Genomic DNA, 22758 nt, shown 5'->3' with positions numbered 1-22758 from the left:
CTGCCAGTCCTGCACCGGCGGACCCAGGATTCCGGGATGGAATCAGACCGGGTTGGCGTTGTTTCAGCAGCGTAACAGGGGGTTGAACGATGGCAGTCGAGTCCTCACCGCCCCAGGTCACACCTGATGGCCGAGTCGAACTGAGCGACGTGGGTCCCATCAAGGACAGCAGGTTCTACAACCCCGAACTCGCCCCCGTACCGGTCGAGCAGCGGACGTGGACGACGTACAACTTCTTCGCGCTGTGGATGGGCATGGCGCACAACATCCCCAGCTACACGCTCGCGGCGTCGCTGATCGCGATCGGCATGGACTGGGTGCAGGCCTTCCTCACGATCACCCTGGGCAACCTGATCGTGCTGATCCCCATGCTGCTCAACAGCCACGCGGGCACCAAATACGGCATCCCGTTCCCCGTGTTCGCCCGCGCGTTCTACGGCATCCGCGGCGCGAACCTGGTGGCGTTGCTGCGGGCGTTCATCGCGTGCGCCTGGTTCGGCATCCAGACGTGGGTCGGCGGCAAGGCGCTGCACGTGATCATCGGCCGGCTGGCCGGGGACGGGTGGACCAAGGCGTCGTCGATCGGCGGGCAGCCGTGGACGTTGTGGTTGTGCTTCTTCGGTTTCTGGGTCGTGCAGATGCTGGTGATCTGGCGCGGCATGGAGGCGATCCGCCGGTTCGAGAACTGGACGGCGCCGCTGGTCAGCATCGGGTTCCTGATCCTGCTGGGCTACGTGCTGGTCAAGGCGGGCGGGTTCGGCCCGATCCTCGACACGCCCAGCAAGCTCGGCTGGGGACCGGACTTCTGGAAGGTCTTCTTCCCCGCGCTGATGGGCATGATCGCGTTCTGGTCGACGCTGTCGCTGAACATGCCGGACTTCACGCGGTTCGGCGGCAGTCAGAAGAAGCAGGTCACCGGGCAGATCCTCGGCCTGCCGACCACCATGTCGTTCATCGCGATCGTCGCGATCCTGACCACCTCGGGCGCGCAGGCGCTGTACGGCGAGGCGATCTGGGATCCGGCCGACCTCGCGTCCCGCTTCGACAGCACGTTCCTGGTGATCATCGCGCTGGTCTCGCTGGTGCTGGCGACGATCTCGGCGAACCTCGCGGCGAACGTCGTCAGCCCGTCCTACGACTTCTCGAACGCCTTCCCGAAGCGCATCACGTTCGCGGTCGGCGGCCTGATCACCGGTGTGATCGGCATCGTGATCCAGCCGTGGCGGCTGATCTCCGACCCGAACATCTACATCTTCGCGTGGCTCGGGTTCTACGGCGGCCTGCTGGCGTCCGTGGCCGGCGTGTTCGTCGCCGGGTACTGGGTGATCAGGAAGACCCGGCTGGAACTCGCGGACCTCTACCTCGACGGCAGTGGCGCGTACTGGTTCAACGGCGGCTGGAACTGGCGTGCGGTCGCGGCGACGCTCGTGGGCTCGGTGCTCGCGGTCGGCGGCGCCCACGGCGGGCCGTTCCCGGCGGACGGGCTCATCCCGTTCCTCAAGCCCCTCTACGACTACAACTGGGTCGTCGGCTTCGCGGCCGGCTTCCTGGTCTTCCTCGCTCTGAAGGACACCACGGCAAAGGAGACGACCAGGTGAGCAACATCATCCGGGCGGCGCTCGTCCAGCAGAAGTGGACGGGCGACAAGGAGTCGATGATCGCGAACGCGGTCGAGCACATCCGCGCCGCCGCCTCCCAGGGCGCTCAGGTGCTGTGCCTTCAGGAACTCTTCTACGGCCCGTACTTCTGCCAGGTGCAGGACGCCGACTTCTACTCCTACACCGAGTCCATCCCGGACGGCCCCACCACGCAGCTGATGCAGGAGGTGGCCGCGCAGAACAACATCGTGCTGATCGTGCCGATGTACGAGGTCGAGCAGCCGGGCGTCTACTACAACACGGCGGCCGTGATCGACGCCGACGGCACGTACCTCGGCAAGTACCGCAAGAACCACATCCCGCAGGTGAAGGGCTTCTGGGAGAAGTTCTACTTCAAGCCCGGCAACCTCGGGTACCCGGTGTTCGACACGGCGGTCGGCCGGATCGGCGTCTACATCTGCTACGAGCGCCACTTCCCCGAGGGCTGGCGCGCCCTGGGCCTCGCGGGCGCGAAGATCGTGTTCAACCCGTCGGCGACGTCCCGGTCGTTGTCGGAGTACCTGTGGAAGCTGGAGCAGCCCGCCGCGGCCGTCGCGAACGAATACTTCGTCGGCGCGATCAACCGCGTGGGCGTGGAACCGCTGGGTGACAACGAGTTCTACGGCCAGACGTACTTCGTCTCGCCGCGCGGGCAGCTCGTCGGCGACGCGGCGTCCGACACCGAGGAAGAGCTCGTGGTGCGCGACCTCGACCTGGACCTGCTGACCGAGGTCCGCGACACGTGGGCGTTCTACCGCGACCGCCGCCCCGACACCTACGAGGGCCTGGTGACCCCGTGAGCACCCTGATCAAGAACGGCCTGGTGATCAACGCGACGGGCTCGCACGCCGCCGACGTGCTGATCGACGGCGAGCACATCGCCGCTCTCGTCACGCCGGGGTTCGCGGTCCAGGCGGACGAGGTCGTCGACGCGGCCGGGAAGTACGTCATCCCCGGTGGCATCGACGCCCACACGCACATGGAGATGCCGTTCGGCGGCACCCAGTCCGCGGACACCTTCGAGACGGGCACGACCGCCGCGGCGTGGGGCGGCACCACCACGATCGTCGACTTCGCCGTGCAGCCCAAGGGTTCGTCACTGCTGTCCACACTGGACAAGTGGCACAGCAAGGCGGACGGCAACTGCGCGGTCGACTACGGCTTCCACATGATCATCTCCGACGTGACCGACGAGTCGCTCAAGGAGATGGAGTCGTGCATCGCCGCCGGCGTGAACAGCTTCAAGATGTTCATGGCCTACCCCGGCGTCTTCTACGCCACCGACGGCGAAATCTTGCGCGCCATGCAGAAGGCGCGCGAGACCGGTGCCACGATCATGATGCACGCGGAGAACGGCATCGCGATCGACCAGCTCGTCGCGCAGGCACTGGCCTCGGGCCTTGGCGACCCGGTGCAGCACGGCCTGACCCGGCCGCCGGAGCTGGAGGGCGAGGCGACGTCCCGCGCGATTCAGCTGGCACGCGTCACCGGTTCGCCGTTGTACATCGTGCACCTGTCGGCGTCCCAGGCGCTCGACGCCGTGACGGCCGCCCGTGACACGGGCCAGAACGTGTTCGCGGAGACGTGCCCGCAGTACCTGTACCTGTCGCTGGAGGACCTGGCGAAGCCCGGTTTCGAGGGCGCGAAGTACGTGGCGTCGCCTCCGTTGCGCCCCAAGGAACACCAGTCGTCGCTGTGGCGCGGCCTGCGCACGAACGACCTGTCCGTCGTCAGCACCGACCACTGCCCGTTCTGCTTCAAGGACCAGAAGCAGCTGGGTCTCGGCGACTTCTCGAAGATCCCCAACGGCATGCCCGGTGTCGAGCACCGCGTCGACCTGCTGCACCAGGGCGTCGTGAAGGGCGAGATCACCCGCGAGCGCTGGGTCGAGATCGTCTCCACGACCCCGGCGCGCATGTTCGGCATGTACCCGCGCAAGGGCGTGATCGCCCCGGGAGCCGACGCGGACGTCGTGGTCTACGACCCGTCGGCCACGCAGACCATCTCGGCCGACACGCACCACATGGCCGTGGACTACTCGGCGTACGAGGGCTTCGAGGTCACCGGCCGCGTGGAGACGGTCTTCTCGCGGGGCCGCAAGGTGATCGCCGACGGCGCGTACCACGGCTCGACCGGCCACGGCCGCTTCGTGTCGCGCGATCTCAACCAGTACCTCGTCTGAGAGGAGGTCCACTGTGGACTTCGGTGTAGTGCTGCAGACCGACCCGCCGGCGCGGGACGTGGTGGAGGGCCTCCGCGCGGCCGAGGACTGCGGCTTCCGCTACGGGTGGACGTTCGACTCCTGCGTGCTGTGGCAGGAACCGTTCGTCATCTACTCGCAGGTGCTCTCCGCCACGCGGGACCTGGTCATCGGCCCGATGGTGACCAACCCGTCGACCCGCGACTGGTCCGTCACCGCCTCCCTGTTCGCGACGCTGAACGACATGTTCGGCAACCGCACGGTCTGCGGCATCGGCCGCGGCGACTCGGCCCGCCGCGTGATCGGCCAGAAGCCCGCGTCGCTCGCGACCCTGGGCTCCGCGATGCACGTGATCAAGGAGCTGGCGGAGGGCCGGGAGGTCGAGCACCACGGCACACCGGTCCAGATCCCGTGGGTGCGCAACGGAAAGCTCGAGATGTGGATGGCCGCCTACGGTCCGAAGGCGTTGAAGATGGTCGGGGAACAGGCCGACGGCTTCATCCTGCAGACCGCCGACCCGGACATCGCCCGCTGGACCATCGGCTCGGTCCGCGAGGCGGCCGTCGCGGCCGGACGTGACCCGTCGGCGATCACGATGTGCGTGGCGGCACCGGCCTACGTGGGCACGGACCTCGCGCACCAGCGCGACCAGCTGCGGTGGTTCGGCGGCATGGTCGGCAATCACGTCGCGGACCTCGTGGCGCGGTACGGGGACTCGGGCGTCGTGCCCAAGGCCCTGACCGACTACATCAAGGACCGCGAGGGCTACGACTACTCCCACCACGGCAAGGCGGGCAACCGTTCCACGGACTTCGTGCCGGACGCGATCGTGGACCGCTTCTGCCTCGTCGGGCCGGAGTCGGCGCACGTCGAGCGGTTGCAGGAGCTGAAGGAGATCGGCGTCGACAACTTCGCGCTGTACCTGATGCACGACGAGAAGGACAAGACGCGGGACGCCTACGGGTCGGCGGTCATCCCCGCGGTCTGACGGTCAGCGGACCGTGCGGGTCTCCCCGTCCCAGGCCTGGCCGAGCGTCGGCATGAGCTCGGCCAGCTGGACGGGGTAGACCGTGTCCTCGGCGGCTTCCAGCTCGGCAGGGCTCCACCACCGGTGCGCGGTGATCGAGGTTTCCTCGACGTCGTTGAACCCCGACGTGTCGACGGTCAGCTCGCCGTCGACCGAGGCGTGGAAGAACCACTCCTCGGCGTCGAAGGTCTCGCCGCCGAAGCTGAACACCGCGCGCCGGCGCCAGATCGGCCCGACCAGGTCCTCCGGCGCCAGCTTCAGGCCGGTCTCCTCGAAGGCCTCGCGCAGGGCCGTGTCGCGCAGCTCCTCGCCCTCCTCGACGCCGCCGCCGACCGTGAACCAGAACGACTCCTGCGGACGTGCGGGGTCGAAGCCCTGGAACAGGAGCACGCGGCCGGCGGAGTCCGTCAGCACCACGCGGGCCGACGGGCGCGGCTTGAGCATCACGGGTTCGGCGGGGGCGGTGGGCTCGGCGATCTCGAAGTACGACGGCTGCGGGGCGGTGCCGGCCAGGCGCAGCCAGCGGGCCACGCGGCGGCGGCGCTGCAGCAGGGTGTCGCGGACGGCGTCGTTGTGGACGCGGCGGGCCAGCATCACGCGTTCTTCGGCGTCGGCGAGTTCGAAGGCCAGTTCCGGTGCCAGGGACGAGCGGTCGACCGTGACGAGGAGGGCCGAGAGTTCGTTCTCGGCCTGTTCGCGCTCCGAGCGCGTGGCGGACTCGGCGCGTGAGGCCGCGGCGGACAGCGCGGGGTCCAGCAACGCGCGGGCGACCACCGCCCGGCGGGCCAGTGCCGCGTCGAGGGCCGCCCAGGCCGCGTCGGTGCGGACGTGCAGGCGGTCGAGGCGGTTCGCGATGCTGAGGACCCAGGCGGCCAGCAGCAGAGTGAGGAGGACGACGACGAGCGCGGTGGTCATGCCTCGCTCACCCGGCGCGGATCGGCGGCGATCGCGGTCTCGTAGACGCGCAGCACCTGCGAGGCGACCACGGACCAGTCGTAGGTCTGAACCCGTTGGGACGCAACGGTCACGTACTCGGCGCGCAGGGCCGAGTCGCGCAGCACCGAGCGCAGCGCGTCGGCCAGGGCGTGGGCGTCGCCCACCGGGAACAGCACGCCCGCCTTGCCGTCGTCGAGCACGCGCCGGAACGCGTCCAGGTCGCTCGCCACCACCGCGGTGCCGGCGGACATGGCCTCGGTCAGGATGATGCCGAAGGACTCGCCGCCGGTGTTCGGGGCGACGTAGACGTCGACCGAGCGGAGCATGCGGGCCTTGTCCTCGTCGCTGACCTGACCCAGCAGGTCGACCCTGTCGGCGTGCGGGCCCTCGAACGGGTTTTCGCCGCGGCCCACGACGAGCAGGCGCAGGTCGGGGAACTCGTCGGCGATCAGGCCGAACGCCTCCCACAGCAGCGGCATGCCCTTGCGCGGTTCGTCGTAGCGGCCGACGAACCCGATCGTGCCGCCCGGCCGGGGGTAGCCGTCCAAAGTGGACGCGGAGGCGAAGAAGTCGACGTCGACGCCGTTCGGGATCTCCACCGCGTCCCCGCCGAGGTGCTCGACCTGGACGCGCCGCGCCAGCGCGGACACGGCGATGCGGGCGGTGACCTTCTCCAGGAACGGCTGGAGCACGCCCTGGAACGCCGACAGCATCTTGGAGCGCGGCGTCGAGGTGTGGAAGGTGGCGACGATCGGGCCGTCCGCGACCATCAGCGCGAGGAACGACAGCGACGGCGCGGTCGGCTCGTGCAGGTGCAGGACGTCGAACCTGTGCTCGTCGATCCAGCGGCGGACCCGCGCGTACGAGACGGGGCCGAAGCTCAGGCGTGCCACGGAACCGTTGTACGGGATGCCGACCGCGCGACCGGCGGACGTGACGAACTCCGGCAGCTCCTGGTCGTCGTCGGCCGGTGCGAGCACGTTCACCGTGTGGCCGAGGCCGATGAGGGCGCGGGCGAGGTCGACGACGTGCGCCTGCACTCCCCCTGGCACGTCGAAGGAGTACGGGCAGACGATGCCGACCTTCACCGCGCGAGCCTCCTGGCCAGTGCGGCGCGGCGGCTCTCCGGCAGGTCGGCGAGCCAGAGCTTCTGCATCATGTGCCAGTCGGCCGGGTGCGCGGCGATGTCGGCGGCGAACACGTCCGCGACGGCCTGCGTGGCGGTCTGGACGTTGCTCACCTTGATCGGCGGGTGGATGCGGAAGTGCCAGCCGTCCCCGGTGAACCAGCAGCCGACCGGCAGCAGCGCGGCGCCCGTCGTCGACGCCAGGTGCGCGGGGCCCGCGGGCATCAGGGTCTGCTCGCCGAAGAACGTCACGGGGACACCGGACGACGTCAGGTCCCTGTCCGCCAGCAGGCACACGACCTTGTTGGCGCGCAGCCGATCGGCCAGCACCGTCGCGGGTGGACGGTCGCCGCCGTGCAGCGGCAGCACCTCGAAGCCGAGGGTCTCGCGGAAGTCGAGGAACTTGCGGTACAGCGACTCGGGCTTGAGCCGCTCGGCCACCGTCGTGAACGTGCCGGAGTGGCCGACGAGCCAGACGCCCGCCATGTCCCAGTTGCCGCTGTGGGGCAGCGCGACGACCGCGCCCGTGCCCGCTGCGAGCGCCGCGTCGAGGTTCTCCACACCCGACACCTGCGAGTCGCACTTCTCGTAGGCGGCCTTGAGGTCCATCGACGGCAACCGGAACGCCTCGCACCAGTACCGCGCGTACGACCGCAGCGAGTCGCGCACCAGTTCGTCGAGCTCGTCCTCGCCGGCCCGCGGCACCACCCGGCGGAGGTTCGTGCGCAACTGCTCGACGCTCGCACCGCCCTTGCGCGCCGCGTAGTCCGCGCCCGCGCGGAACAACCCGCGCGCCCACGACTCCGGCAGCAGGCGGATCAGCCGCCACCCGGCGCTGTACCCGAGGGTCGCGAGGTTCACGCGGCCTCCCGCGCCGACTTCGCCACCGCGAAGACGCGCTGCAACACCGTGACGACCGTCATCGCCGCGAGCAGCCACAGCGAGATGTCCAGCAGGTACGGCACACCCAGCCCCTGCACCCCGGCGCCGATCAGCGCGACGATGAACCGCTCGGCCCGCTCGGCCAGCCCGCCGTCCGCGTTGAGCCCGGACGCGTCGGCCCGCGCCTTCACGTAGGAGATGACCTGCGAGGCCACCAGGCAGATGAACCCGGCCGCCGCCGTCCACCGGTTGCCCGTGTCGAACGCGTACCAGGTGAGCGCGGCGAACAACGCCCCGTCCGCGATGCGGTCACAGGTGGCGTCGAGCACGGCACCGAACCTCGTGGGCCCCTGCGCTCGGGCCATGGCACCGTCGATCAGGTCGAGCAGCACGAAGAACGTCACCAGCGCACAGCCCACGAACAGCTGCCCGCGGGGGATGAACCACAGCGCGCTCGCCACGGCACCGACAGTGCCGGCCACGGTCACGGCGTTGGGCGTGAGGCCACGCGCCAGCAGCCACGCCCCGATCGGATCGGTGACGCGCGAGACGGACGCGCGAGCGAAGATGTTCAGCATGGCAGCCGCAGCCTAGCTGGACTGGCGAAACGCGCGCGCCGCGGGTGAGGTCCGGCGGCGGGCGGGGGCGGGTGCCGGTTGGCGCGCGGGCGGGGTGGGGGCCGGGTGCAGGGTTGGCGCGCGGGCGGGGCGGGGCGAGCGGGACGTCCGGGGTTTGCGCGTGGGCAGGCCGGCGGGAAGAGGAACCGAAGCGGGCCAGCGAGGCGGAGGCCGTGCGGGGACGAACGCCCTGCGGGGCGGGGCGAGGTAGCCGCGGGAGCGGCGCGCAGTCGGGTGCGGTCCGGGCGAACCGCCCGGGGCGGAGCCTTTCTGCGACGCACGTGTGCGCGAGGGGCGCTCCGGGGCGCGCGAGAGGCGGGCGGTGCGCGCGTGACGCAACCCGTGCGCGAGACGCGACGCACGCGCGAAGGCGGACCGTGCGCGAGGCGCCAGTCGTGCGCGCGAGGTGCGGGCGGTGCGCGAAGCGCCAGCCGTGCGGGATGTGCGAGGCATGCGCACGAGGCAGACCGTGCGCGAGGTGCCGCACGTGCGCGAGACACGGGTCATGCGGCATGACGCAAACCGTGCGCGAGTCGCGGGGCGAGAGCCGTGCGCGCAGCGCCGGGCATGCGCGCGAGGCGCGGGCCGTGCGAGCGCCGTCTCATCCCCGCGACAGCCCCGCGAACAGCCCGCCCAACCCCCTCACTCAACCCGTCCCTAACACCACCACTGACCGGACCCGCCCGGCCGGGCCCCTAGCCCAGCCGGCGGTGGTCCTCGGCGATGCGCTTCAGCAACCCCTGCAACTCCTCCCCTCGCACCGCCAGCCGCTCCAACCGGCTGAACAACGCGAGGTACTCGCGCACGTCCAGCGGGTCGGTGATGGTGGCGTTGCCGGTCAGCACGCTGACCGTGACGACGCGCTCGTCGTAGATCTGGAACCCGTGCAACGCGACCACGTTGGCGTCGGCCGACCACGGCACGACGCCCAGGCGGACGTTCGGGCGGCGTTGCATGGCGATCAGGTGTTCCACCTGTTCCGCCATGAGTTCCGCCGAGCCCATCCGCCAGCGGAGTGCGCTCTCGGACAGCACGAACACGAACTGCTTCGCCAGGTCGTCCATCCGGGAACGACGGGTGCGCAGGGCGGCCACCGCGGCCTCCTGCTCCGAATGCGGCATCGTCCCCAGCACGATCCGCAGGTAGGCCTCGGACTGCAGCAGCGAGGGGACCAGGTTGACCTGGAAGAACCTCGACGTCGCGGCCCGCGCCTCCACGCGGCTGATCGTCTGCTGGTGGCGGTGCGCTCCTCGGTGCAGCACGACGCGGCGGGTCTCCGCCTCCGCGTGCAGCGACCTGGCGAGTTCGACCAGTTCGATGCGCGTCTCTCTCGCGGCGGCCAGTTCTGCCACGAGACGCTCCACGTCCGTCACGGACGGGAGCAGCATGCCGTTCTCGATCTTCGACAGCTTGGACTGGCTCATCCCGGTGGCACGGGCGGTGGCCGTGCCGGTCATCTTCGCCTCGGTGCGCAACCGGCGTAGTTCACGCGAAAGCCGCTCTCTCGCTAATCGCGAACGCTCAGGTGCGGTCATGTTCGCACCGTAACCATTCGCACACGGTGAGACGATCGGCCATAGGCGGGGACTTGACTCGCAGTTGACACCTCCAGGTGGGTGATCTCACCTACCTGGAATCGCTTTGTGCTGGCGTTACGTCTCGAACAGGCCGGGAAATGCACCCGAAAGAAGTAACCCAATGCCATTCCGCGTCACATGGAAAGAGCCTTGATTGTCCACCAGAGACAAACGCCAGTGGGTTTTGTCACTCTTTTGTCCATGAATTCGTACGGATTTCAAACACACCGCCGCGCTAAACGCCGGGTTTAGCGCGCAAAACGCCGGGACGACGGTGCCGGAAATCACTGCGAAAGGGGGCGAGCGGAACCCCGCTCGCCCCCCGTCATCCGATCGACCGGTCAGCCGACGGCCTTCCAGCCGTCGGCCAGGAGCTGCCGGGTCTCGCCCAGCAGCTGCGGCAGCACCTTCGTGTGCCCGATGACCGGCATGAAGTTCGCGTCGCCACCCCACCTCGGCACCAGGTGCTGGTGCAGGTGGGCGGCGATCCCGGCGCCGGCCACGACGCCCTGGTTCATGCCGATGTTGAACCCGTGCGGCGCCGCCACGTGCCGAGCGACCCTCATGGCCTTCTGGGTGAAGGCACCGAGCTCGGCCACCTCCGACACCGTCAGGTCCGTGTAGTCCGCCACGTGCCGGTACGGCAGCACCATCAGGTGGCCGGGGTTGTACGGGTACAGGTTCAGCAGCGCGAAGACCTCGGCGCCGCGCGCGACGATCAGGCCGTCCTCGTCGGACAGTTCCACGACGCGGCAGAACGGGCAGCCCGCCGGCTCGTCGCCCTCGGCCTTGCCCGCTCCCTGCACGTACGACAGGCGGTGCGGGGTCCACAGGCGCTGCAACGCGTCCGGGACCCCCACACCGTCCTGAGAGGAGTACTCAGGCGTCACGAGAGCAGTTCCGCCGTGGGCGAGGCGTTCTCACGACGCTGCACCCACTCGACGATCTGCTCGACGGCCCGCTCCACCGGCACGCCGTTGATCTGCGTGCCGTCGCGGAACCGGAACGACACCGCGTTCGCCTCCACGTCCTTGGCGCCCGCCAGGAGCATGAACGGCACCTTCTGCATGGTGTGGTTGCGGATCTTCTTCTGCATGCGGTCGTCGGAGGCGTCGACCTCGACGCGGATGCCGGCCTTCTTCAGCGTCTCGCGGACGGCGAACAGGTGGTCGGCGTTCTCGGACGTCACCGGGATGCCCATGACCTGCACCGGCGCGAGCCACGCCGGGAACGCGCCCGCGTAGTGCTCGGTCATCACGCCGAAGAAGCGCTCCACCGAGCCGAACAGCGCGCGGTGGATCATGACCGGGCGCACGCGCGAGCCGTCCGGGCCCGTGTACTCGAGCTCGAAGCGCTCGGGCAGGTTGAAGTCGAGCTGGATGGTCGACATCTGCCAGGTGCGGCCGAGCGCGTCGCGGCACTGCACGGAGATCTTCGGGCCGTAGAACGCGGCGCCGCCGGGGTCGGGCACGAGCTCCAGGCCGGACTCCTGGGCGACGGACGCGAGCGTCTCGGTCGCCTCGTCCCAGATCTCGTCCGCACCCACGTACTTCTCGGGGTTCTTGGTCGAGAGCTCCAGGTAGAAGTCGTCGAGGCCGTAGTCGCGCAGCAGGTCCAGCACGAACGTCAGCAGCGACTTCAGCTCGTCGCGCACCTGGTCCTTGGTGCAGAAGATGTGCGCGTCGTCCTGCGTCATGCCGCGCACGCGGGTGAGGCCGTGCACCACACCGGACTTCTCGTACCGGTAGACGCCGCCGAACTCGAACATGCGCAGCGGCAGCTCGCGGTAGGAACGGCCGCGCGACTTGAAGATCAGGTCGTGGAACGGGCAGTTCATCGGCTTGAGGTAGTAGTCCTGGCCCGGCTTGCGGACGGTGCCGTCCTCGTTCAGCTCGGCGTCGAGGTGCATCGCCGGGTACATGCCGTCCTTGTACCAGTCGAGGTGGCCGGAGACCTCGAACAGGTTGCCCTTGGTGATGTGGGGCGAGTAGACGAACTCGTAGCCCTCTTCGGTGTGGCGCTGGCGGGAGTAGTCCTCCATCGCCTTGCGGATGATGCCGCCCTTGGGGTGGAACACCGCGAGACCCGAGCCGATCTCGTCCGGGAACGAGAACAGGTCGAGCTCGACGCCCAGCTTGCGGTGGTCGCGGCGCTCGGCCTCGGCCAGGCGCTCCAGGTACGCGTCCTGCGCCTCCTGCGACTCCCACGCGGTGCCGTAGATGCGCTGCAGCTGCGGGTTGTTCTCGTTGCCGCGCCAGTACGCGGCGGCCACGCGGGTCAGCTTGAACGCCGGGATGTGCTTGGTCGTCGGCACGTGCGGGCCGCGGCACAGGTCGCCCCAGACCTGCTCGCCGGAGCGCGGGTCGAGGTTGTCGTAGATCGTCAGCTCGCCGCCGCCGACCTCCATGACCTCGCTGGTGTCGACGTCGCTCTTGATGTCGACGAGCTCCAGCTTGAACGGCTCGGAGGCCAGCTCGGCCTTCGCGGAGTCGATCGACTCGACGACGCGCCGGGAGAACCGCTGCGAGGACTTGATGATCTGCTTCATGCGCTTCTCGAGCGCCTGCAGGTCCTCGGGCGTGAAGGGCTTCTCGACCTGGAAGTCGTAGTAGAAGCCGTCCTTCACGGGCGGGCCGATGCCGAGCTTGGCCTCGGGGAACTGCTGCTGGACGGCCTGCGCCAGCACGTGCGCGGCGGAGTGGCGCACGACGCTGCGGCCGTCCTCGGTGTCCGCGGCGACGGCCTCGACCTCGACGTCGACCTGCGGGGTCCACGACAGGTCGCGCAGGTGGCCCTCGGCGTCGCGCACGACGACGATCGCGTCTGCGCCCTTGCCCGGCAGACCGGCCTCGCGCACGGCCGTGCCCGCCGTCGTCCCAGCCGGAACCACCACGCGCGGCGGGTTCTGGGCGACTGCTGGGCGCGACTCGGACACGGTGACTCCTAGATCGAAGAGAGTGATTGCGGATCAGATGTTATCGGTGCTCAAGATGGACATGACGATCGCGTCGTGGAAGACGCCGTCCCAGAGCAGGGCGTCCCTCAACCGGCCCTCCTCGCGGAAGCCCAGTTTCTTGTACACGTGGATGGCCCGCTCGTTGAAGTCGTACACCTCCAGGTCGACGCGGTGGAGGTTCCGCTCGTGGAACGCGTGGTCGAGGACGTGCTCGATCGCGGCCGTCCCGTACCCCTTGCCGAAACCGTCCCACAGCGCGATCCGCAGGCCCGCCGAGCGGTTGTGCGGATTGATGGTGAGAACGACTTCGCCGAGGAACTCGCCGTCCTCCGTTATCGCACGCGTGTAGCGGTTCGGGTCGTTCAAGGTCCGCTCGACGTAGGCCTCGTAATCCTCCAGCGTGAACGTCCCGTGCGTACCGGTGAGGCGGTCGACCTCGGCGTCGTTCGGGCGGCTCCTGGCCATCGCCTGCGCGAACTCCCTGCGGAGCGGTACGAGTTCCATGGTCCGATTGAAGCGCGCCGGCGCAACCGCTTTCTCTACGCAGCGGCGTCTGAGTGGTTTTTCGGATGCGGCGCAGGGCCCGGGGCGAGCACCCTGGTCGTCTCCCGGCCCGCCGAAAGGAGCACCGCCATGTCCGACCTGGTCGTCGAATGCCCGGTCCGCCTCACCGAGTCCAACCGGGACGAACTGCGCCTGCTCTACGCCGACCTCCGCGACCACTACGCCCGCCGCGACGCCCGCAACGGCACGCGCACCACGTTGCACTTCCTGTGGACCGGGGTTCTCGACGACGAGACCTTCGGCGCGACCTACGCCGACCAGCGGCACGTTTTCGCTGGTTCGAGGCCCGTGATGAACTCCAGGCGGTTCCCAGGAGGGCTTCAGGAAACGAACAGGTGGCTGTCAGCCCCAGCTCAGTCGAACGGCGCATCGTTGAGGACATGAGCGAGCAGGGACAGACGCCTCCGCCGAAGGAGCCGTCGAACGACGAACCGCAGGCGGCCCGGCCTGCACCGGACCAGGCGACGACCCCGCTGCCGGCCGACCCCGCGCCGTCCGCGACCGCCGCGCAGGCCCCACCGGCCGCCGCGCAGGCACCGGCCGGACCACCTCCGCCTCCTCCGGCCGCGACCCCCGCGGCCGCGGTGCCGGCAGGCCCCGGCCGCGGGAGGCGCTTCGTGCGCCACCGCGCCACCCAGCTGGTCGCCGTGGGGCTGCTCGGCCTGGTCCTCGGCGGCGGCATCGTGGGAGCGGTCGCCGCCAACCGCTTCGACCACCGCGGCGGCCCCGGCCAGGTGCGGATGTACGAGCGCGGTGAACGAGGCCCCGACCGCGGCGGCGACCGCTTCGACCAGCGCGGGCCGTTCGGCGACCGCGGTGAGCGGGGCGACCGCTTCGAGCGGTGACCCGACCGAGTGCGCGACTCACGTACCGATCCCGACGCCGTGAGTCGCGCACTCCCCAAGCCAGGAACGCGCGTCACCGCCGGATTAGTCCCCCTCGTTCTGCGGTGACGCGCGTTCCGCCCAAAAGCCCTAGTGCTGCGGCCCGAGCCGGATAGCCAGGAGCTGGCGCCGCAGCACCTTGCCGGTCGCGTTGCGCGGCAGCTGCGGCACGACCACGACCTCGCGCGGGACCTTGTGCCGGGCGAGGCGGGTGCGCACGAACTCGCGCAGCTCCCGCACGTCGATCCGCGCCCCCGCGACCGGCACCACGAACGCGCGCAACCGTTGCCCGTACTCGGGATCCGGCACGCCCAGCACCGCCGCGTCGCGCACCCGGTAGTGCGTCATGAGCAGGTTCTCGACCTCGACCGGGTACACGTTCTCGCCGCCGGAGACGATCATGTCGTCCTCGCGGCCGTCGAAGTAGAGCCTGCCGCTGGGGTCGAAGTGCCCGAGGTCGCCGGTCGCGACCAGGCCGTCGATCGAGTCCTTCTGCGTGCCGTCGGTGTAGAGGTCGACGGTCAGCGAGCCGCGCACGTAGATGCGGCCCGTCACGAACGACCGGGTGATGCGGTTGCCGTTCTCGTCGTAGATGCGCACGACGCAGTTGTGCGGGGGCAGGCCGACGCTCGACGGCGCGGCCGCCAGGTCCTCGGGGGTCGCGACGGTGGCGACGGCGACTTCCGTTGAGCCGTAGAGGTTGTAGAGCACCGGGCCGAGGACGGATTGGGTGCGCTCGACGAGGTCCGGCGAGATCGGCGACCCGGACGAGAACACGACGCTCAGGTGCGACAGGTCGAACGAGTCGATCACGTGCCGGTCGAGCTCCATGATCCGCTGCAGCATCGTCGGCACCAGCACCAGCGTCGTGCAGCGCTGGCCCTGCACCGACCACAGCGTCTTGCGCGGGTCGAAACGGCGGTGCAGCACCGCGCGCGAGCCCAGCGACATCGCGAGCGTCAGGTGCGAGTAGCCGACGGAGTGGAAGATCGGCGCCGCGATGAACGTCGACTCGCCCGAGCGCATCGGGATGCGGTCGAGGAAGTCCGACGCGGTCAGCACCGACTTGATCTCGCGGGCGGTGCCCTTGGGCGTGCCGGTCGTGCCGGACGTCAGCTGGATCACGACACCCGGTTCGCGCGGCGGTTCCAGTTCGCCGCGCGGCGCCTTGGCCACCAGCTGGTCCAGCGTCGGCGTGCGGCGGTCCAGGCCGTCGCGCGACCACGACAGCCAGCGCGGGATCGACGGCGGCAGCTGGTGGAACAGCGGTGTGAACTCCTCGTCGTGGATGACGAGCGAGGCACGCTCACGGTGCAACAGGTCCAGGACCACCGGGGCGCCGAACCCGGTGTTGACGAGCAGCACGCGCACACCGAGCTTCGCGCACGCCAGCAGCGACTCGACCATGCCGCGGTGGTTGCGGCACATCAGCGCCACGATGTGCGTGTGCTGCACCCCCAGCGAGCGCAGCCCCTGCGCGATCGCGTTGGAACGCCTGTCCAGCTGGCGGTAGGTGACCGAGCCGCGTTCGTCGACGACCGCGACGCCGTCGGGGTTCAGCCGGACGGACCGGCGCAGCGCCGTCACGTTCGGTCCCCAGACCTTGACCTCCTGCAACGCCTGCATGGACATCTTGATGTTCGTGAGACTGACCATGCCCGCCTCGGACAAGACACGGAGTGAGTGCACCCGGCCCATGGCGTCGCGAAACACCTTGCGCAACCCTGGCATCAACAGCTCCTCGCGCTGCAAGTCCCCGAGGTATTCGGACGGTAACTGTCCGCAAGGCTCACGCCAAGCCTTGCCGCATGCGGAATTCGCATGACAACAGGACATTTAAGCCTGCAAACGTTTTCACGTTGTCGTCAACATGCCCGATCACTGTGCCACGTTGCTGCGTTCGCCGGAGTCTGACCGGTCAGACCAGGAAGCCGCGCAGCAGCGAGGCCGTCCCGTCGAGGTGCTCGGCCATCGCCTGGCGGGCCGCCGCGGGGTCTCCGTCCAAAATGGAGGCGATGATGCGCTCGTGCTGGGCGTTGGAGTGCGCGAGGTTCGGTTCGAGCAGCGGGATGTGGTCCAGCAGCTCGTTGGCGCGCATCCGCGACTCGGCGACGGCGGCGGTCAGCGCCGCGGACCCGGTCGCCTCGGCGATCGCGAGGTGCAGCCGCGAGTCCTTGCGCCGGTATTCCGCGAGCGACGAGGTCGAGGCCTCCTCCAGGCGGGCGCGCAGGCCGCGGCGTTCGGCCGGGCCGAGGGAGCGCCCCGCCGCCGTCTCCGCCGCGCCCGTCTCCAGCACCCTGCGCAACGTCAGCACGTCGTGGAGGTCACCGAACTCCTTGCCGGGGTCCGACTTCGGGAGCGCGTCCTTGACGAACGTGCCGCCGTACCGCCCCCTTCGCGACTCGACGTAGTGGTTCTCCTGCAACGACCTGATGGCCTCGCGCACGGTCACCCGGCTCACGCCGAGCCGGGTGGCCAGGTCCCGTTCGGACGGCAGCCTCTCCCCCGGCGCGACGACGCCGAGCCTGATGGACTGCATGAGCCGTTCGACGGTCTCCTCGAAGGCGTTGCCCGCCCGCACCGGGCGGAACAACGCCTCCTGCGCGTGCTCCACCATCGCTAGAGCGGTGTCACGTACGCGCCGGCGATGCCGCCGTCCACGAGGAAGTTCGACGCGGTCATGAACGAGGAGTCGTCGGACGCCAGGAACGCGACCGCCGCGGCGATCTCCTCGGGTTCGGCGAACCGGCCGAGCGGGACGTGCACGAGCCGGCGCGCGGCCCGCTCCGGGTCCTTCGCGAACAGCTCCCGCAGCAACGGGGTGTTGACCGGGCCGGGCGACAGGGCGTTGACGCGGATGCCCTCCCGGGCGAACTGCACGCCGAGCTCGCGCGACATGGCGAGCACGCCGCCCTTGGACGCCGTGTAGGAGATCTGGGACGTCGCCGCGCCCATCGTCGCGACGAACGACGCCGTGTTGATGATGGAGCCCTTGCCGCCTGCCTGCATGTGCGGGATGGCGTACTTGCAGCACAGGTAGACCGAGGTGAGGTTCACCTTCTGGACGCGCTCCCACGCCTCGATGCCCGTCGTGAGGATCGAGTCGTCGTCGGGCGGCGAGATACCGGCGTTGTTGAACGCGATGTCCAACTTGCCGTAAGTGTCCACAGTGGTCTGGAAGAGCGCCTTGACCTGTTCCTCGTCGGTCACGTCGACCTGGACGAACAGCCCGCCCACCTCGTCCGCGGCCGCCTTGCCGGTGGCCGGGTCGAGATCGGCGACGACGACCTTCGCGCCCTCGCTCGCGAACCGGCGCGCGGTCGCGAGTCCGATGCCGCTGCCGCCCCCCGTCACGACGGCCACGCGGCCCTCGAGTCGCTGCACCATCTTGTGTTCTCCTTGCTCGGGTGTGACCGGAAATCAGGTGGCGATGAAGACGTTCTTGACCTCGGTGAAGGCGTCGAGCGCGTCGGGACCGAGCTCGCGGCCGAGGCCGGACTGCTTCACACCACCGAAGGGCGTCCAGTAGCGGACGGACGAGTGCGAGTTCACCGACAGGTTCCCGGCCTCGACGGCACGGGACACCCGGATCGCGCGGCCGACGTCGTTCGTCCAGATCGACCCGGACAGGCCGTACTCGGAGTCGTTCGCGATCCGGATCGCATCGGCCTCGTCGGTGAACGGCAGGACGACGACGACCGGCCCGAAGATCTCCTCGGTGACCGTCGCATGGTCCGCGGGAGGCGTCAGGACGGTGGGCGGGAACCAGAAGCCCGGTCCGTCCGGTGCCGAACCGCGGAACGCGACGTGCTCGTCGTCTGGGACGTAAGACGCCACCTTGCCGAGGTGCGCCGCCGTGATGAGCGGCCCCATCTCGGTGGCCTCGTCACCGGGCTCGCCCACCTTGACGCCCTTGACCGCGGGCTCCAGCAGCTCCATGAACCGGTCGTAGACGCCGGCCTGCACGAGGATCCGCGAGCGCGCGCAGCAGTCCTGACCGGCGTTGTCGAACACCCCGTACGGCGCCGTGGCGGCCGCCTTCTCGAGGTCGGAGTCGGCGAAGACGATGTTCGCGGACTTGCCGCCGAGCTCCAGGGTCACCCGCTTCACCTGGTCCGCGCAGCCCGCCATGATCTGCTTGCCGACCTCGGTGGAGCCGGTGAAGACGACCTTGCGCACCAACGGGTGCGTGACGAACCGGTTGCCGACGACGCTGCCCTTGCCCGGCAGCACCTGGAAGACGCCCTCCGGGAGGCCCGCCTCCAGCGCGAGCTCACCGAGCCGGATCGCGGTCAGCGGCGTCACCTCGGCGGGCTTGAGCACCACCGCGTTGCCTGCGGCCAGCGCGGGCGCGAAACCCCAGCCCGCGATGGGCATCGGGAAGTTCCACGGCACGATCACGCCGACGACGCCGAGCGGTTCGTGGAACGTGACGTCGAGCCCGCCCGCGACCGGGATCTGCTTGCCGAACAGGCGTTCCGGCGCGGCCGAGTAGTACTGCAGCACGTCCCGGACGTTGCCCGCCTCCCACCGCGCGTTGCCGATGGTGTGGCCGGAGTTCTCGACCTCCAGCAGCGCGAGCTCCTCGACGTGCGCGTCGACGACCTCCGCGAACTTCCGCAGCAGCCGGGCGCGGTCACCGGGGGCGACGCCCCGCCAGCTCTCGAACGCCTTCTGCGCGCGGGCGATCGCCGCGTCCGTCTCTTCGAGGGACGTGTGCGGTACGGACCGCACGACTTTCTCGGTGGCCGGGTTGATCACGTCAAAGGTCACGACGCTTTGCTCCTTGCGACGTCCACGAGCGCTTCGAACAGCCTGAGGTCTTCGATGTCCTGCTCCGGGTGCGACTGCACGCCGACGACGAACCGCGCGCCCTCCAGTTCCACGGCCTCGACCGTGCCGTCGGGGGCCTGCGCGGTGACCCTGAGCCCGTCCGCGATCCGGTCCAGCGACTGGTGGTGGTGGCATTGGACGGTCGTGCGGCCGCCGAGGATCCGGTGCAGCGCGGTGCCGTCCGCGACGGTGATCTCGGTGTGCTCGAACACCGCGGGCGCCGGGTTGTGGCCCTCGACGTGCTGGTGCAGCGTGCCGCCCAGCGCCACGTTGAGGACCTGCATGCCCCGGCACACCCCGAGCAGCGGCAGGTCGAGCTTCAGCGCGGCCTCGACCAGCGCGAACTCGGCCTCGTCGCGAGCGGGGTTCGGGTCACCGGTCCGCTCGTCGGGCTCGGCCCCGTAGGTCCCGGGGTCGATGTCGGCACCGCCCGCGATCACCAGGGCGTCCAGGAAGGCGATGGTCTCGGCGTTCCACGCGCCGACCGGCGGCAGCATGACGGGGTTGCCGCCCGCCTGCACCACGCAGTCGAGGTAGCCGCGGTAGAGCACCGCGGCCTCCACGTCCCAGTGCCCGAAGCGCGTGCGCTCCAGGTACGTGCTGATGCCGATGAGTGGCTTAGAGGCGCTCAAACCCGCGTACCTTCTCCCAGTCCGTGACCGCCGCGTCGAACGCGGCCAGCTCGACCTTCGCCGCGTTCAGGTAGTGGTCCACGACGTCCTGTCCGAACGCCGACCGCGCGATCTCGCTGGCGGACAACAACTCCGCGGCCTCGCGCAGCGTCGTCGGCACCGTCGGCCGGTCGGACGCGTAGGCGTTGCCGACGAACTCGTCCTCCAGTTCCAGCTCCTGCTCGACGCCGTGCAGACCGGCCGCGATCAGCGCCGCCACCGCGAGGTACGGGTTCACGTCCCCGCCGGGTACCCGGTTCTCGAACCTCAAAGACTGCCCGTGGCCCACGACCCGCAGCGCACACGTGCGGTTGTCCCGCCCCCACGCGACGGCGGTCGGCGCGAACGAGCCCTGCACGTAGCGCTTGTAGGAGTTGATGTTCGGCGCGAGGAAGTAGGTGAGCTCCCGCAGCGCAGCCAGCTGACCGGCGAGGAAGTGCTTCATCAGCTTCGACATGCCGTGGCCCTCGGCGAAGACCGGCTCCCCGTCCTGGGACCGCAGGGAGAGGTGGATGTGGCAGGAGTTGCCCTCGCGTTCGTTGTACTTCGCCATGAACGTGAGCGACTTGCCCTGCTGCGAGGCGATCTCCTTGGAACCGTTCTTGTAGATCGCGTGCTGGTCGCACGTGCGCAGCGCCGTCGTGTAGCGGAAGGCGATCTCGTGCTGGCCGGGGTTGCACTCGCCCTTGGCCGACTCGACGACCATGCCGGCGCCCGTCATGCCGTTGCGGATGGCGCGCAGCAACGGTTCCACGCGCGCGGTGCCGAGCAACGAGTAGTCGACGTTGTACTGGTTGGACGGTGTGAGGTTGCGGTAGCCCGCGTTCCAGGCCTGCTCGTAGGTGTCGTCGAAGACGATGAACTCGAGCTCGGTGCCGACGTACGCCTCGAGGCCGAGCGCCGCGAGCCGGTCGAGCTGCTTGCGCAGGACCTGCCGCGGCGAGGCGACGACGGGGTCGCCGTTCTCCCAGACGACGTCGCACATGATCAGCGCGGTTCCCTCCTGCCACGGCACCCGGCGCAGAGTCTCGACGTCCGGCTTCATCACGAAGTCGCCGTACCCTCGCTCCCAGCTCGACATCTCGAACCCGCTCACGGGGTTCATCTCGACGTCGACGGCGAGCAGGTAGTTGCAGCCCTCGGCGGAATGGCCGAGGACCTCGTCGAGGAAGTACTGCGCGGCACAGCGCTTGCCCTGCAGGCGGCCCTGCATGTCCACGATCGCGACCAGGACGGTGTCGATCTCACCGGTCTCCACGGCCTCGCGCAACTCCTCGACGGTCAGCATCTCCGCGTTCCTCCAAAGGTATGTCTGCGAGCCATTGGCGGCACCATCTTGACACCACCGGGTGACGAGCGCCACCCTCAACCACCGCTTAAAGGACTATTAGGAGTCCATATGGCCAAGCACGTCGAGTACGAGAAGGTGAGCAGCGACTACCTGGAGCACCGACAGCTCAAAAGAGGCGCGGCGGGGTGGGTCCTGCTGGCCGGGCTGGGAGTCTCGTACGTGATCTCCGGCGACTTCGCCGGGTGGAACTTCGGCCTCGCCCAGGGTGGCTGGGGCGGGTTGCTGATCGCCACGATCCTGATGGCGACGATGTACACGTGCATGGTGTTCGGTCTGGCGGAACTGGCGTCGGCACTGCCCGTGGCGGGCGCCGGCTACGGCTTCGCGAGGCGCGCGCTCGGCCCGTTGGGCGGGTACGCGACAGGGATCGCGATCCTCATCGAGTACGCCATCGCTCCCGCGGCGATCTCGGTGTTCATCGGCGACTACGTGAAGGCTCTCGGTCTGCTCGACGCCACGTGGCCCGTGTACCTCGCGTGCTACATCGTGTTCGTCGGCATCCACCTGTACGGCGTCGGCGAGGCGCTGCGGGTGATGTTCGTGATCACCGGTGTCGCGGTGGTGGCCCTGGTGGCGTTCGTCGTGGGCATGGTCCCGAAGTTCGACTCCTCCAAGCTCTTCGACATCGGCGACGGCTCGTTCCTGCCGATGGGTGTGACGGGCGCGTGGGGCGCGGTGGTGTTCGCGATCTGGTTCTTCCTCGCGGTGGAGGGCGTGCCCCTGGCCGCCGAGGAGGCGCGCGATCCCAAGCGGGACATGCCCCGCGGCATCATCGGCGCGATGGTGGTGCTGCTGGTGTTCGCGGCGGCGATCCTGCTCGTCGCTCCCGGCGGTGCGGGTTCGAAGGTGCTGGAGGCGTCCGGCAACCCGTTGCCCGAGGCGGTGCGCGCGGCCTACGGCGGCGACACGTTCCTGGCGCAGCTCGTGAACTACGTCGGGCTGGCCGGTCTGGTGGCGTCGTTCTTCTCGATCATCTACGCGTACTCGCGGCAGCTGTTCGCGTTGTCGCGGGCGGGATACCTGCCGCGGTGGTTGTCGAAGACGGGCAAGCGCAAGACCCCGTACCTGGCGTTGATCGTGCCCGGCACGATCGGCTTCGTCCTGGCGACCACGATGAAGACGATCGACCCCGTGACCGGTGGCGCCCGGCTCATCAACATCGCGGTGTTCGGTGCCGCGTTGTCGTACGTGCTGATGATGGTGTCGCACATCGTGTTGCGGAAGACGGCGCCCGACCTGCCTCGCCCGTACCGGACTCCTGGCGGTGTGGTGACCACGGGCGTGGCGCTGGTTCTCGCCGTGGCCGCTGTCATCGCGACGTTCTTCGTGGACGAGATCGCCGCCGCGGTCACGGCGGGCATCGTGGTGATCGCCGTGGCGTACTACTGGTTCTACAGCCGGCACCACCTCGTGGCGAACGCTCCGGAGGAGGAGTTCGCGGCGATCGCGAAGGCAGAGGCCGAGCTCGACTGAGCGGACGGGCGGCGGCACGGGCCG

The 22758-nt window shown here is 69.5% G+C and carries 21 protein-coding genes; 7 read left to right on the top strand and 14 right to left on the bottom strand.

Going from position 1 to position 22758, the window contains the following annotated elements; genetic code table 11:
* The first annotated feature begins 89 nt into the window (after positions 1-89).
* From ND450_RS44965 to ND450_RS44950, 4 genes are read left to right on the top strand one after another with little or no spacing between them, the layout of a single operon-like run.
* Positions 90-1598 (top strand): NCS1 family nucleobase:cation symporter-1, encoded by a 1509-nt coding sequence (locus ND450_RS44965; protein WP_253324003.1) that lies wholly within the window; start codon positions 90-92, stop codon positions 1596-1598.
* A complete protein-coding gene (locus ND450_RS44960; RefSeq protein ID WP_089913091.1) occupies positions 1595-2437 on the top strand; it encodes a nitrilase-related carbon-nitrogen hydrolase in 843 nt (280 codons plus the stop codon). Before ND450_RS44965 ends, ND450_RS44960 begins: the two co-directional genes overlap by 4 nt.
* Positions 2434-3819 carry a dihydropyrimidinase gene (hydA, locus tag ND450_RS44955; protein ID WP_253324002.1) on the top strand — a complete coding sequence of 462 codons (1386 nt, stop codon included), beginning with the start codon at positions 2434-2436 and terminating at the stop codon, positions 3817-3819. The genes ND450_RS44960 and hydA overlap by 4 nt, the downstream gene beginning before the upstream one ends.
* Before the next feature lie 13 nt (positions 3820-3832).
* The gene (locus tag ND450_RS44950; RefSeq protein ID WP_253324001.1) at positions 3833-4825 is read left to right on the top strand and encodes a TIGR03842 family LLM class F420-dependent oxidoreductase; all 993 of its coding nucleotides are present in this window, start codon (positions 3833-3835) and stop codon (positions 4823-4825) included.
* 3 nt (positions 4826-4828) lie between these two features.
* Here the strand turns inward: ND450_RS44950 and ND450_RS44945 are convergent, their stop codons facing one another.
* The 8 genes from ND450_RS44945 to ND450_RS44910 form a co-directional block, all read right to left on the bottom strand.
* Positions 4829-5779: an NUDIX domain-containing protein gene (locus tag ND450_RS44945; protein ID WP_253324000.1), complete on the bottom strand. Its 951-nt coding sequence runs from the start codon at positions 5777-5779 to the stop codon at positions 4829-4831.
* On the bottom strand, positions 5776-6888 hold the full coding sequence (locus tag ND450_RS44940) for a glycosyltransferase family 4 protein (RefSeq protein ID WP_089913109.1): 1113 nt from the start codon (positions 6886-6888) through the stop codon (positions 5776-5778). Before ND450_RS44940 ends, ND450_RS44945 begins: the two co-directional genes overlap by 4 nt.
* On the bottom strand, positions 6885-7787 hold the full coding sequence (locus ND450_RS44935; protein ID WP_253323999.1) for a phosphatidylinositol mannoside acyltransferase: 903 nt from the start codon (positions 7785-7787) through the stop codon (positions 6885-6887). The genes ND450_RS44940 and ND450_RS44935 overlap by 4 nt, the downstream gene beginning before the upstream one ends.
* Positions 7784-8386, bottom strand: coding sequence for a phosphatidylinositol phosphate synthase (pgsA, locus tag ND450_RS44930; RefSeq protein ID WP_253323998.1), 603 nt, complete (start codon positions 8384-8386; stop codon positions 7784-7786). The genes ND450_RS44935 and pgsA overlap by 4 nt, the downstream gene beginning before the upstream one ends.
* Positions 8387-9120: 734 nt before the next feature.
* Positions 9121-9960: a helix-turn-helix transcriptional regulator gene (locus ND450_RS44925; protein WP_089913118.1), complete on the bottom strand. Its 840-nt coding sequence runs from the start codon at positions 9958-9960 to the stop codon at positions 9121-9123.
* Positions 9961-10343: 383 nt separating this feature from the next.
* Complete coding sequence (locus tag ND450_RS44920; protein WP_253323996.1) at positions 10344-10892, bottom strand: HIT domain-containing protein; 549 nt, start codon at positions 10890-10892, stop codon at positions 10344-10346.
* On the bottom strand, positions 10889-12895 hold the full coding sequence (gene thrS / locus ND450_RS44915) for a threonine--tRNA ligase (protein ID WP_253328158.1): 2007 nt from the start codon (positions 12893-12895) through the stop codon (positions 10889-10891). Before thrS ends, ND450_RS44920 begins: the two co-directional genes overlap by 4 nt.
* A gap of 75 nt (positions 12896-12970) precedes the next feature.
* The gene (locus ND450_RS44910; RefSeq protein WP_253323995.1) at positions 12971-13462 is read right to left on the bottom strand and encodes a GNAT family N-acetyltransferase; all 492 of its coding nucleotides are present in this window, start codon (positions 13460-13462) and stop codon (positions 12971-12973) included.
* Positions 13463-13591: 129 nt separating this feature from the next.
* Between ND450_RS44910 and ND450_RS44905 the strand changes: the two genes are divergently transcribed.
* A complete protein-coding gene (locus tag ND450_RS44905; RefSeq protein WP_089913131.1) occupies positions 13592-13906 on the top strand; it encodes a hypothetical protein in 315 nt (104 codons plus the stop codon).
* Positions 13903-14367, top strand: coding sequence for a hypothetical protein (locus tag ND450_RS44900; protein WP_253323994.1), 465 nt, complete (start codon positions 13903-13905; stop codon positions 14365-14367). The genes ND450_RS44905 and ND450_RS44900 overlap by 4 nt, the downstream gene beginning before the upstream one ends.
* A gap of 129 nt (positions 14368-14496) precedes the next feature.
* Here ND450_RS44900 and ND450_RS44895 read toward each other — a convergent pair whose 3' ends face one another.
* From ND450_RS44895 to ND450_RS44870, 6 genes are all read right to left on the bottom strand, one after another.
* Positions 14497-16137 (bottom strand): AMP-binding protein, encoded by a 1641-nt coding sequence (locus tag ND450_RS44895; RefSeq protein WP_089914208.1) that lies wholly within the window; start codon positions 16135-16137, stop codon positions 14497-14499.
* A 187-nt stretch (positions 16138-16324) separates the two neighbouring features.
* Positions 16325-17023 carry a FadR/GntR family transcriptional regulator gene (locus ND450_RS44890; RefSeq protein ID WP_253323993.1) on the bottom strand — a complete coding sequence of 233 codons (699 nt, stop codon included), beginning with the start codon at positions 17021-17023 and terminating at the stop codon, positions 16325-16327.
* 2 nt (positions 17024-17025) lie between these two features.
* A complete protein-coding gene (locus ND450_RS44885; protein WP_253323992.1) occupies positions 17026-17793 on the bottom strand; it encodes a 3-oxoacyl-ACP reductase in 768 nt (255 codons plus the stop codon).
* Between the two features lie 33 nt (positions 17794-17826).
* Positions 17827-19179: an aldehyde dehydrogenase gene (locus ND450_RS44880; protein ID WP_253323991.1), complete on the bottom strand. Its 1353-nt coding sequence runs from the start codon at positions 19177-19179 to the stop codon at positions 17827-17829.
* The gene (locus ND450_RS44875) at positions 19176-19871 is read right to left on the bottom strand and encodes a gamma-glutamyl-gamma-aminobutyrate hydrolase family protein (protein ID WP_253323990.1); all 696 of its coding nucleotides are present in this window, start codon (positions 19869-19871) and stop codon (positions 19176-19178) included. Before ND450_RS44875 ends, ND450_RS44880 begins: the two co-directional genes overlap by 4 nt.
* A complete protein-coding gene (locus ND450_RS44870) occupies positions 19858-21198 on the bottom strand; it encodes a glutamine synthetase family protein (protein WP_253323989.1) in 1341 nt (446 codons plus the stop codon). The genes ND450_RS44875 and ND450_RS44870 overlap by 14 nt, the downstream gene beginning before the upstream one ends.
* Positions 21199-21309: 111 nt before the next feature.
* On the opposite strand from ND450_RS44870, the gene eat reads away from it, so the two are divergent.
* Entirely contained in the window at positions 21310-22734 is a 1425-nt protein-coding gene (gene eat / locus ND450_RS44865) for an ethanolamine permease (RefSeq protein ID WP_253323988.1), read from the top strand.
* The last annotated feature ends 24 nt before the right edge of the window (positions 22735-22758 follow it).

This window comes from Lentzea sp. HUAS12 (assembly GCF_024125735.1).
In the GTDB taxonomy this organism is placed as follows: Bacteria; Actinomycetota; Actinomycetes; order Mycobacteriales; family Pseudonocardiaceae; genus Lentzea; species Lentzea albida.
This window is presented reverse-complemented; position numbering and strand designations above follow the sequence as displayed.

Bases quoted from the DNA above. Each gene is read 5' to 3' on its own strand.
- ND450_RS44965 (WP_253324003.1), top strand. From the start codon at position 90: ATGGCAGTCGAGTCCTCACCGCCCCAGGTCACACCTGATGGCCGAGTC.
- ND450_RS44945 (WP_253324000.1), bottom strand. From the start codon at position 5,779: ATGACCACCGCGCTCGTCGTCGTCCTCCTCACTCTGCTGCTGGCCGCC.
- pgsA (WP_253323998.1), bottom strand. From the start codon at position 8,386: ATGCTGAACATCTTCGCTCGCGCGTCCGTCTCGCGCGTCACCGATCCG.
- ND450_RS44925 (WP_089913118.1), bottom strand. From the start codon at position 9,960: ATGACCGCACCTGAGCGTTCGCGATTAGCGAGAGAGCGGCTTTCGCGT.
- ND450_RS44910 (WP_253323995.1), bottom strand. From the start codon at position 13,462: ATGGAACTCGTACCGCTCCGCAGGGAGTTCGCGCAGGCGATGGCCAGG.
- ND450_RS44905 (WP_089913131.1), top strand. From the start codon at position 13,592: ATGTCCGACCTGGTCGTCGAATGCCCGGTCCGCCTCACCGAGTCCAAC.
- ND450_RS44900 (WP_253323994.1), top strand. From the start codon at position 13,903: ATGAGCGAGCAGGGACAGACGCCTCCGCCGAAGGAGCCGTCGAACGAC.
- ND450_RS44895 (WP_089914208.1), bottom strand. From the start codon at position 16,137: ATGCCAGGGTTGCGCAAGGTGTTTCGCGACGCCATGGGCCGGGTGCAC.
- ND450_RS44890 (WP_253323993.1), bottom strand. From the start codon at position 17,023: ATGGTGGAGCACGCGCAGGAGGCGTTGTTCCGCCCGGTGCGGGCGGGC.
- ND450_RS44885 (WP_253323992.1), bottom strand. From the start codon at position 17,793: ATGGTGCAGCGACTCGAGGGCCGCGTGGCCGTCGTGACGGGGGGCGGC.
- ND450_RS44870 (WP_253323989.1), bottom strand. From the start codon at position 21,198: ATGCTGACCGTCGAGGAGTTGCGCGAGGCCGTGGAGACCGGTGAGATC.
- eat (WP_253323988.1), top strand. From the start codon at position 21,310: ATGGCCAAGCACGTCGAGTACGAGAAGGTGAGCAGCGACTACCTGGAG.